This is a genomic window from Actinoallomurus vinaceus, assembly GCF_039542055.1.
Classification (GTDB): domain Bacteria; phylum Actinomycetota; class Actinomycetes; order Streptosporangiales; family Streptosporangiaceae; genus Actinoallomurus; species Actinoallomurus vinaceus.
On the sequence record NZ_BAABHK010000016.1, the window covers coordinates 275,420 to 284,939 of the forward strand.

The window sequence follows — 9,520 nt, forward strand, 5'->3', positions numbered from 1 at the left end:
GAGCTGCGGGAATGCCGGGGGCCGTACACGCCTTTGTGAGAGGTGATGACCGGCGTCTACGTCGCGGTGGCGGCGCTCGTTCTGGCCACGGTGTCCGGCCTGATCTGGCGACACCGCAATGGTGTGCTGCGCGCGCGGAGGGATGGTGACGTGGAGCGTCTCGACGCCGTCGAGCTCGGCGCCGACCTCGGCGACCGGGCGACCCTGGTGCAGTTCTCCTCGGCGTTCTGCGCGCCCTGCCGCGCGACCCGGCGGGTCCTCGGCGAGGTGACCGGCATGGTCGACGGCGTGGTCCACGTGGAGCTCGACGCGGAGGCCAACCTCGACCTCGTACGGCGGCTGAACGTCCTGCGCACCCCGACCGTCTTCGTCCTCGACGCCTCCGGCCGGATCGTACGCCGCGGCTCCGGCCTGCCCCGCAAAGCGGACATCATCGCCGCCCTCGGCGAGGCCGTGGCGTGAGGCGCGTCCCGAGCGTGGTAAGGCCACGGCACGCCGCGGATTCAAGATACTTCCGAAGGCGTCCGCGCAGGTCCGGGGCTGTGCTGGGGCAGTCTTTCACGTCTCGATGGCCGAGACGGGGTTTTACGAAGAGCGAGACGCCGCTTACCATCGTGTCCGTGCGTTCCTGGACAGAGTTGCTGACGAAGCGACGGGCGGTCGACTTCTGCCGCGTCGCCACCGCGCTCTGTCCTGCGGCCTGAGGCAGTCAGCCCGTCCAGCCCGTCGCACCACCGCAGTCACCAGGAGCATCAGCCGATGCAGGTCGACCCACGGGGTCAGCGTTTCGGCGCGACCCTCACCGCAATCGTCTTGATCGTCGTCCTTGTGAGTAGCAGTTGGTTGCTGCTGGCGGCCCAGGCCGTCGTGTTCCTCGTCGGAGTCGTCTTCGGTCTCCGCAATGCCCCGTACGGCCTGATCTACCAGGCACTCGTCCGACCCCGGCTCGGTGCTCCCCGTGAGTTCGAGCCGGAGGCGCCGCCGCGCTTCGCACAGGGAGTGGGAGCGGCGTTCGCCCTCATCGGGGTGTTCGGATACGTCATGAAGGTTCCGGCACTGGGGATGGCCGCGACGGCGCTCGCGCTCGTCGCCGCGTTCCTCAACGCCGCCTTCGGGTTCTGCCTGGGCTGTGAGGCTTATCTGCTGATCCGGCGGCTCGCTCCGAGGCGGGCCGCACCGTAGGCCGGGTTCTTTCGAAGACACGGCCCTGCCACGAACACCCGAAGAACGATCCGCCGAACTCCACAAGGAGGACCAACGCATGAGCCGCTCCGACGTCCTGGTCGATGCCGACTGGGTGCAGGCTCACCTCGACGACCCGGGTGTCGTCCTCGTCGAGGTCGACGAGGACACCAGCGCCTACGAAAAGGGCCACATCCGTGGCGCCGTTCGCATCGACTGGAAGACCGAACTCCAGGACCCGGTCCGCCGCGACTTCGTCGACAAGACCGGGTTCGAGAACCTTCTCTCCGAGAAGGGCATCGCCAGCGACGACCTCGTCATCCTCTACGGCGGCAACAACAACTGGTTCGCCGCGTACGCCTACTGGTACTTCAGGCTGTACGGGCACCAGAACGTCAAGCTGCTCGACGGCGGCCGTAAGAAGTGGGAGCTGGACTCCCGCGAGCTCGTCGAGGCGGTCCCGTCGCGGCCGAAGACGGACTACGTCGCCCAGGAGCAGGATCTGACGATCCGCGCCTTCCGCGACGAGGCCGTTGACGCCATCAGCACGAAGAACCTCGTGGACGTCCGCTCGCCCGACGAGTTCTCCGGCAAGCTCCTCGCTCCCGCGCACCTGCCGCAGGAGCAGGCGCAGCGGGCCGGCCACATCCCGACCGCGCGCAACATCCCGTGGTCGAAGGCGGCCAACGACGACGGCACCTTCAAGTCCGACGAGGAGCTGCAGAAGCTGTACGAAGAGGCCGGCGTCGACCTGTCGAAGCCGACCATCGCCTACTGCCGCATCGGTGAGCGCTCGTCGCACACCTGGTTCGCCCTGCACGAGCTGCTGGGCCTGCCCGACGTCAAGAACTACGACGGCTCCTGGACCGAGTACGGCTCGCTCGTCGGCGTGCCGATCGAGCTCGGCGACGCCAAGTAGCCGTTCGTCGGCACAAGGACGCGCATCCCAAAGGAGGAACAATGAGCGACGGTTGCGGAGCTCCGGCCCAGACGGCGAGCCTGCCGGCCACGGTCGACCTGGCGAACGAAGCGGTCATCCAGGGCACAGTCGTACGCGAGGGCGCGCCGGTGTCCGGCGCGTACGCGCGCCTGCTCGACGCGACCGGGGAGTTCACCGGTGAGGTCGTCACCAGCGACGAAGGGGTCTTCCGCTTCTTCGCCGCGCCCGGCGACTGGACGATCCGGGTGCTCGCCCCGGGCGGCGTCAGCATCGACTCGCAGGTGACCGCCGAGATCGGCGAGGTCGCCAAGCTCGAGGTCGCCATCTAGCCACACGGCCTCAGAGTCCCGCCGTCACCTTCGCGTGGCGGCGGGACTATGTGTTTCGGGAGGTCGTCGGGCTGACCATTCTTTCGCATCGGCCCATCGGCGAACGCCGCCGGATTCCTCGTGAGGCGCGCGGGACGGCGACTTGGTGTCGGGCCTCAGCTCAGCCCAGGACCGCGTTCATGGCGAGACTGAGGCAGAGATTGATCAGCATGCTGGTGATCTTCTTCAAGACGGGGATCCAGGCGGCTGCGACGAGGCTGGTGGCGGCCGTGATGATCTCGATCGCCAGCTGGACGAGCTGGACGATGACGTTGATCTTCAGCGCCAGGACGATCCCGCCGCAGATCATCAGGCCCGCGCTGATGATCGTGGCGCCGGTCGTGCCGTTGAGAAGGTTCTTGTGCGGGGAGTCCTGGCCGTTCCAGGAAGTCTGGAACGCCTGCACGCCTTCGCCCTTGTTCTGGGTGTAGACACGTGTCGCGTGGTCGTTCGCGTTGCTGACCGGCTGGTCGAGCTGGCCGCCGAAGTTCAGCCAGTGGCCACCCTTGTGGAACAGCTTCTCCTCGTCGGACTTCGGCCACATGAAGCCCAGATCCTGGAGAAGTGTGGCGAGTTCGCCGGGGAGTTGCATGCCCATGTCGTTACCTGAGCACCTTCCGGATGCCGATCGGTCAGAGATATTTGTTGACGTTGTTCACTTCATAGGTGTTCGCCTGCTCGCCGGCGTCGTAGTTGTCCGCCATGGCGTTGAGGGTCTTCGCGTGGTTGTGCAACTCGCTGTTGTTGTCGTTGTACGAGCCGAACGCCACTTCGTGAATCGCCTGGTAACAGCCCAAGATGAGAGAGCCGAGGTCGTCGTCGCCACACACGTCAGCCATGTCTGCCATGTTCGCCTGGTGGCTGTTGACATGTCCCTGCACCGCGTCGGCCGACGACGTCACGCCTCCAGCGGAGGTGCGTATGTCCGCCGGATAGACTTCCATCTCGCTCATGGAACCTCCTTTACTCCGGCCCTCCGATGCTCCGCATGATGTCGCGGAGCGCACGTGTGTAGGAATGCATCTGCTCCAGGCTCATGTCCTGGACCTCGCGCACTCGCTGCCTCAACTCGTCCAAGTTCACACCGGCCTGCTCGACCGCCTTCGCGGGTACGTCGTCGAGGGCGGAGTTCACCGCGGTCCTCAACTGCTCGGCCAACTCGTGCGAGGTCATCCGCATCACCTGCCGGTCGACCGTGACCGACTCCACGCGGTCGGTCGCGGCGACGACGCGAATCTTTCCGCGCGCCGCCGAGCCTTCCCCGCGGGCGTCCTCCCGGCCACCGGTGACGGCGAGCGCGTCGTCGACGTTGCTCTGCGCGAGACTCAGCAACTGCTCCAGACCGTGGGGCATCGGATCGCCGCTGATGTACGTCCGCTCGCGGATCTTGGCCATCGCGTCGGCGATCCCCTCAGAGATGATCGTCATCTGGCGCAGACCTTCGTTCTGGACCCGGTGCATCATCTCGCTGAGCGCCGCCAGATCGGGGACCGCCTGCGACGCCGACCGCCCGAGAAAATCGCCGAGCGCGGCATTGACGCCGTCGCGGATCGCGTCGGCGAACTCCTCCGGGGAGAGCCGCAGCAGGCGGGGATCGAACACGATCGAGCCGATACGCCCGGCACGCGCCGTGACCCGTACCCGCTCATTCGCGGTCTCGCCTTGTCCCTCGACATCCGGCGCCTCGTTCGGGGCCTCGCCGGCGCGGAGCGCGTCGACCAGCGTGCGTGTCTCCCGCATCAGCTGCCCGAGTTCCTCGTCATCGAGTGGCGCCGGCACCGCGATCACCCCTGTGGTCGGCTCTGTGACTAGGTAACTCTACGGACTGTTCACATGCTCATCTCACGGCATCTCGGGTATTTCGCCGTATCTGACGTCGGTCGCCTGGATCCGGATCCATTCAATCGCCTGGGACGACGGGACAGAAGCGATCGACGCGTCCTGGAACGCCTGCGCCGCTCGACCATTCGGCGAACGCCTCGGGGAGCGGCGAATACCGCAGGCGGGGGTACCTGCCGGCGGCAAGGAGGCGAGAGCGGCGGCAAAGGTCATGCCGGGGTCCGACGTGCGGCGAGTTCCGCGCCGGTCAGGGTGATGCCGGGGCGGGGAGGATGACGTGGACGGTCTTGCCGTGCTCGGCGTAGGTGATCCATCGGTCGGCGGCGTGCTGGTCGACGATGCTCGGCCAGCAAGTCACCCTGACCGGGTGCGGACATGGGCCGGTGGTCGGGGTCGGTGACGGCCAGGTGTACGAAGCGCAAGGTGGCCAGCAGCGCGAGCCCGATCGGGTAGGTGTCGTCGAGCTATCATCACTTCCGGATGGCCGTCAGTGAGGGGTACGGGCCAGCTCACGGGCGTGCGCGAGATGGCTCGGCCGGGCGCTGAGGCGCAACTGGCCACCGCTGGTGCGACCGCCGGAGACGACGGTGATCCGCGACCCAACATCCGGCCAGTCGGACGGGGCGACGGGAACGTCATCGAGGTAGGCGGAGTCCAGCACCCCGATCTCGCCGGACGGGACCCGCACCCTCAGTCCGTACGGCATGTGCGCAACCACCTCACCGAGGACGATGGTCCATCTCTTCAGCTCGTCGCTCATGACACCTGACCGTTCCACGGATGCCGCTGGAAGGCGTTGAACTCACCGAAGAGCTCCTTCGGGATCACGTACTCGAGGTGCTCCTCGGTGAAGCCCTCCCATACCTCGATCTCACCGGAATCCACGCGCGGTCGCAACCAGCTGTCGGGGACGTCGACCCGGAAGCCGGTCCCATGCGTGTCCGGGTGCATCCTCGCCCAGTCCACCGCGACCTTCTCGTTCCCGAAGTGCGCCGCGCCGTCGAGACTCCCGTCCGGCGTACGGGGGAAGTGGTCAGGGTTGAGGCCGTGCTTCAGCTCGTCCTCGCCCCGCGCCTTTGGCGACGTCCGGTACATGGTGGTGTAGGCCGCCAGCCCGAACGGGTCGCTGAACATGAGGGGATGACGGGTGTACGCGTACGGGTTCGGCCCGGGCACGAGGCCGAGCGGATCGGGGCTGCGATAGCGGGCGGTGGCCGGGTCGTAGTACCGGCGATAGTTGTAGAGGGTGTCGGTCTCGGCATCGTGGTACTGGCCGGGGAATCTCAGCGGGCAGCTGGTCCGGCCGGCCGGGTCCGGTGGCCGTACGCCCCAGAGGGTCGCGCCGGATCTCCAGGTGATGTTCCCGGTGGTGTCCACCATCGCGTCGGGCGCGCCGGTGAGGTCGGTGATGACCGCGTGGAACTCCTGACCGGCACCTGGTATCTGGCGTTCGACCTGCGTGAGCGGGCGCAGGTCGCCCGGGACGCAGTCCCACGTGAGGGACCTGCGGACGATTCTTGAGTCCGCCCGTACGGCCTCGCTCTGCTCGGCGAGGACGGCGCCGTCCCAGGTGAAGTCGGTCTGCTCGGCGACCTCGCCGCCGGAGTCGAGCCGCTGCTTGGCAATGCGGCGCCCCAGCGGGTCGTACCGGTAACGCCAGCGGTGACCGAACGGCGTGGTCACCGCGGCGAGGCGGTCCTGGCCGTCCCAGGAGTACCGCCAGGTCCCGGATCCGCCCGACGAGACGACGCGGCCCTGGGCGTCGTGTTCGTAGCGCACCTCACCGGCCCGGTGCAGAAGGGTGCCGGCGTATTCGCGCTCGCCGGTGGCCTCGGCGGATGCCGTACCTGGCCACGTCGCGTAGACGAGGTCGCCGGCCCGGTCATAGGCGTAGCGCTCGCTCCACGCCGGCGCCTGGACGGCGGTGACCCGCCCGTTGGCGTCCAGGGTCAGGTCGCGGGTCCCGAACGTGTCGTCGCTGATCGCACGCACGAGACCGTCGGCCCGGTAGGCGTAGCCGCGGTCCACGAGCGGCCGCCCGGTCGCACGGTCGCCCCACAGGGTCTGCCCGCTCATCCGGTGGCCGGAGTCCCACTGCTGGTCGAGGACCACGGTCTCGCCGATCCACCGACGGACCTCCCGGCCCGCGGCGTCATGGTCGAACCGAAGGGTCCGGCCAGCGGTCTCCAGCACCGCCGGCCGCCCGGCGGAGTCGTAGCGCCATGCCGCCTCGGCCCCGGCGGGCGTGCGACGCCACACGCGGTGGCCCGCGGCGTCGTAAAGGGAGGAGACCGTACGGCCGTTGCAGGTCTCGGCGGTGACGCGGCCGCACACGTCGCGTTCGAAACGGAGGTCGGCGTCGGCGTTGACCGCGTGGACCAGGCGGCCCGCGCGGTCGTAGGCGAACGTGGTCACCTCGGCGCCGGTACGGACCTCGGTCACGTTGCCGAGCCGGTCACGGGTGAGGCGAGTGGTCTCGCCCAAGCCGTTGACGCGCTCAGAGAGCCACCCGCACGCGTCATAGACGTACGTCAGGGTGCGTCCGCCAAAGTCGGTCTCGCGGATCAGGTGACCGGCGGCGTCGTATTCATACCGCCACACCAGCCCGCGCGGGTCGGTGACCGCGGTCAGCCGAAGCTCCGTGTCATAGGTGAACTCCGTGCGCGCGCCGTCCGGCCCGGTCCGCGCGGACCGTACGTCGAAGCGGGTGACCTCGAAGCGGGTGGTGTGCCCGGCCGCATCGGCGTGGGCGACGAGGTTGCCCTCACCGTCATAGAGCCAGCGCTCGGTGGCGCCGTCCGGCAGCGAGCGCGTGGCGAGCCGCCCTTCGGGGGTGTACCGGTACCGGGTGATGCCGCCGACCGGGTCGGCGACCTCGGACACGCGCCCAAACGGGTCGCGCGTGTACCGGGTGGTGCCGCCTGCGGGGTCGGTGACGGCGACCGGCAGCCCGGCGGCGTCGGTCATCAGGCGGGTCACGGCGCCGAGAGGGTCGGTGACGCCGCTCAGGTGGCCGCGCTCGTCGTATCTGTAGGAGGTCGTCGCGTTCAGTGGGTCGACCGACACGGTGAGGTTGCCGCACTCGTCATAGGCCTGCCGCCAGATCTCACCCTCGGGGCCGGTCACCTCGGTGGGCAGGCCGAGCGCGTTGTAGGCGGCGGTGAAGCGGGCACCGTCCGGGCGTACGACCTCGGTGAGGTTCCCCATCGTGTCATAGGCGTAGCGGGCCAGCCCGCCGAGAGGGTCAGTGCGCGCCAGCAGCCGGTCGTAACGGTCCCACTCCGAGCGGGTCACGTGTCCCAGTGGGTCGGTCTTCGCGACCACCTGCCCGCGCTCGTTCAGGTGGAATCTTGTCTGGTTCCCCAGAGAGTCGGTCACGACGGTGAACCCGTCGCCGTAGGCGAGCCGGACGTCGAGGTAGCCGTCCGCTCCGTAGCCGTGGACGCCACGGCCGTGCTCGTCGTAGACGTAGCGGTACCAGCCGCCGTTGCGGTCGACCCAGCCGGTCAGCCGTTCCTCGGCGTCGTACTCGAACCGCAGCAGCCGGTCCGACGCGTCGGCCACGCACGCTAGCCGGCCCGACTCGTAACCGAACCGCGCCAGCGGCACGGCACCGTCATCGGTGAGCAGCCGGAAGGCCGTTACGCGCCCAGCGTCGTCGCTCTCGACGCCGATCCGGTAGCCGCCCGAGTGCCGGATCTCGCGCGGCGCGCTGCCCTGGTTGTCGTCGTCCCCGTAAAGAAGATCGATCCGTCGGCCGTTGCGGTCGCTGATCGCGCCGAGCCGGAAGGTGTCGGCCGATCCAGGCGGAAAGTGCAGTGTGCGGCGGAGCTGCGGGTCATTGACCTCATAGCCGCCATCCTCGGTCAGCACGAGCGGCCAGCGCGGCCCTTCCTCGGGCCACACGGCGACACCGGGAACCGTCGCGGGCGGATAGATGAGGATCATCCCGTCCGCCGCGGCGAAGACAACGCCGGAGCCGTCCACCTCCACGCGCTGGTCCAGCGTGGAGGCCCACGAGGCGCCGAAGAGTGCGCCCTCGCGATAGGAGGAGACGTGCGTGCGTTCGAGGACCAACGGGAGCGAGCCGGGCAGGTCGATGTCGACCTGCCGCAGCACGACCTCACCCGACGCCACGTCGATCGGGTCGCGGGTCGTCGGACGGGAGACGTAACGCCACGCCTTCGCGCGCGCGTTCGTCACGCCAGTCCGCAAGCCGCGCAACTTCGGCAGCACCTTCCGGGACTGCCGGGCGACACCTTCCGGCACGGTCCGCATCCAGCGCAGCACTGGCTCGAACAGGCCGAACCGACCACCGGGCACCCGCGAACTCCTCATACGGCTGGAATGTCACAGAGCGCCTAGTGTGCCATTGGAATGACCCCACAGGTCACCACGAAACGAATACCTGGCGCAATCTCGGGCAGGTCGTTCAACGGGTTTGCGCGCAGCCCCGGCGTAAAGACAGACTCGTCGGCTCCGCAATCGGTTCCCCCTTGTCCCCTTTGCCCTCAAAGGTGCCGTGTCGAGTGTCCGGCGCGTATGCGCGCCTGCTCGACGCGACTGGGGAGTTCACCGGTGAGGTCGTCACCAGCGACGAGGGGGTCTTCCGTTTCTTCGCCGCGCCCGGCGACTGGACGATCTGGGTGCTCGCCCCGGGCGGCGTCAGCATCGACTCGCAGGTGACCGCCGAGATCGGCGAGGTCGCCAAGCTCGAGGTCGCCATCTAGCCACACGGCCTCAGAGTCCCGCCGTCACCTTCGCGTGGCGGCGGGCCTTTTTCTTTAGGCCGACTGGTCTCCCGATGGCCGGTCCCGTAGACCTCGGCGCATGCGTTCCAGGATTTGGAATTCCTCGGGGGTGAGATTCGGTGCGACGTTGAGGGTGCCGTCGCCGCTTTTCAATGTGATGGGCGGTGGTGTGGGGTCGCTGGAGACGGTGAAGGCGGGGGAGCCGGCGCTGTCGGTGGTCGGTGGTGCCTGCTGTTCGCCGCCTGATGAACGATGGAGGTGTCTCAGCGCGCGTTCGGTCGAGGCGTCGTCGACTTCTGGGCATTGGTATCGCGCGGCGGTGATGTGTGCGTGGAGTTCGGGGTCGGGTGCCAGCCCGTGCGTTTCGAGGTAGTAGGTGACCGTGTCGGTCCAGGTCCAGCTGCCGTCGGTCCGGAAGCTTTGCGGCACCACCTCGCCGC

The 9,520-nt window shown here is 68.4% G+C and carries 11 protein-coding genes and 1 pseudogene; 6 read left to right on the forward strand and 6 right to left on the reverse strand.

Annotated features, from left to right (window positions below; genetic code table 11):
- The first annotated feature begins 45 nt into the window (after positions 1 to 45).
- The 5 genes from ABEA24_RS41770 (at position 46) to ABEA24_RS41785 (ending at position 2,451) form a co-directional block, all read left to right on the forward strand.
- Entirely contained in the window at positions 46 to 462 is a 417-nt protein-coding gene (locus ABEA24_RS41770; protein ID WP_345439104.1) for a TlpA family protein disulfide reductase, read from the forward strand.
- A 158-nt stretch (positions 463 to 620) separates the two neighbouring features.
- Positions 621 to 704, forward strand: coding sequence for a putative leader peptide (locus ABEA24_RS53835; RefSeq protein ID WP_364393238.1), 84 nt, complete (start codon positions 621 to 623; stop codon positions 702 to 704).
- Positions 705 to 759: 55 nt separating this feature from the next.
- Positions 760 to 1,182: a DUF4395 domain-containing protein gene (locus tag ABEA24_RS41775; protein ID WP_345439106.1), complete on the forward strand. Its 423-nt coding sequence runs from the start codon at positions 760 to 762 to the stop codon at positions 1,180 to 1,182.
- A gap of 79 nt (positions 1,183 to 1,261) precedes the next feature.
- Positions 1,262 to 2,101, forward strand: a complete 840-nt coding sequence (locus ABEA24_RS41780) for a sulfurtransferase (protein ID WP_345439108.1) — start codon at positions 1,262 to 1,264, stop codon at positions 2,099 to 2,101.
- 41 nt (positions 2,102 to 2,142) lie between these two features.
- Positions 2,143 to 2,451 carry a DUF1416 domain-containing protein gene (locus ABEA24_RS41785; protein ID WP_345439110.1) on the forward strand — a complete coding sequence of 103 codons (309 nt, stop codon included), beginning with the start codon at positions 2,143 to 2,145 and terminating at the stop codon, positions 2,449 to 2,451.
- 160 nt (positions 2,452 to 2,611) lie between these two features.
- Here ABEA24_RS41785 and ABEA24_RS41790 read toward each other — a convergent pair whose 3' ends face one another.
- The 5 genes from ABEA24_RS41790 to ABEA24_RS41810 form a co-directional block, all read right to left on the reverse strand.
- A complete protein-coding gene (locus tag ABEA24_RS41790; protein ID WP_345439112.1) occupies positions 2,612 to 3,088 on the reverse strand; it encodes a WXG100-like domain-containing protein in 477 nt (158 codons plus the stop codon).
- 34 nt (positions 3,089 to 3,122) lie between these two features.
- Entirely contained in the window at positions 3,123 to 3,443 is a 321-nt protein-coding gene (locus tag ABEA24_RS41795) for a WXG100 family type VII secretion target (protein WP_345439114.1), read from the reverse strand.
- Between the two features lie 10 nt (positions 3,444 to 3,453).
- Positions 3,454 to 4,269 carry a hypothetical protein gene (locus tag ABEA24_RS41800; RefSeq protein WP_345439116.1) on the reverse strand — a complete coding sequence of 272 codons (816 nt, stop codon included), beginning with the start codon at positions 4,267 to 4,269 and terminating at the stop codon, positions 3,454 to 3,456.
- 547 nt (positions 4,270 to 4,816) lie between these two features.
- Complete coding sequence (locus tag ABEA24_RS41805; RefSeq protein ID WP_345439118.1) at positions 4,817 to 5,089, reverse strand: S1 domain-containing protein; 273 nt, start codon at positions 5,087 to 5,089, stop codon at positions 4,817 to 4,819.
- Complete coding sequence (locus ABEA24_RS41810) at positions 5,086 to 8,652, reverse strand: DUF6531 domain-containing protein (protein WP_345439120.1); 3,567 nt, start codon at positions 8,650 to 8,652, stop codon at positions 5,086 to 5,088. Before ABEA24_RS41810 ends, ABEA24_RS41805 begins: the two co-directional genes overlap by 4 nt.
- Before the next feature lie 206 nt (positions 8,653 to 8,858).
- Here ABEA24_RS41810 and ABEA24_RS41815 point away from each other — a divergent pair, with 206 nt between their 5' ends.
- Positions 8,859 to 9,059 (forward strand): DUF1416 domain-containing protein, encoded by a 201-nt coding sequence (locus tag ABEA24_RS41815; RefSeq protein ID WP_345439122.1) that lies wholly within the window; start codon positions 8,859 to 8,861, stop codon positions 9,057 to 9,059.
- Between the two features lie 54 nt (positions 9,060 to 9,113).
- Here ABEA24_RS41815 and ABEA24_RS41820 read toward each other — a convergent pair.
- Positions 9,114 to 9,520, reverse strand: a pseudogene (locus ABEA24_RS41820) (hypothetical protein); the annotation flags it as partial.

Excerpts from the sequence above, each read along its gene's own strand:
- ABEA24_RS41780 (WP_345439108.1), top strand. The coding sequence starts at position 1,262 with ATGAGCCGCTCCGACGTCCTGGTCGATGCCGACTGGGTGCAGGCTCAC.
- ABEA24_RS41795 (WP_345439114.1), bottom strand. The coding sequence starts at position 3,443 with ATGAGCGAGATGGAAGTCTATCCGGCGGACATACGCACCTCCGCTGGA.
- ABEA24_RS41790 (WP_345439112.1), bottom strand. The coding sequence starts at position 3,088 with ATGGGCATGCAACTCCCCGGCGAACTCGCCACACTTCTCCAGGATCTG.
- ABEA24_RS41785 (WP_345439110.1), top strand. The coding sequence starts at position 2,143 with ATGAGCGACGGTTGCGGAGCTCCGGCCCAGACGGCGAGCCTGCCGGCC.
- ABEA24_RS41775 (WP_345439106.1), top strand. The coding sequence starts at position 760 with ATGCAGGTCGACCCACGGGGTCAGCGTTTCGGCGCGACCCTCACCGCA.
- ABEA24_RS41805 (WP_345439118.1), bottom strand. The coding sequence starts at position 5,089 with ATGAGCGACGAGCTGAAGAGATGGACCATCGTCCTCGGTGAGGTGGTT.
- ABEA24_RS41770 (WP_345439104.1), top strand. The coding sequence starts at position 46 with ATGACCGGCGTCTACGTCGCGGTGGCGGCGCTCGTTCTGGCCACGGTG.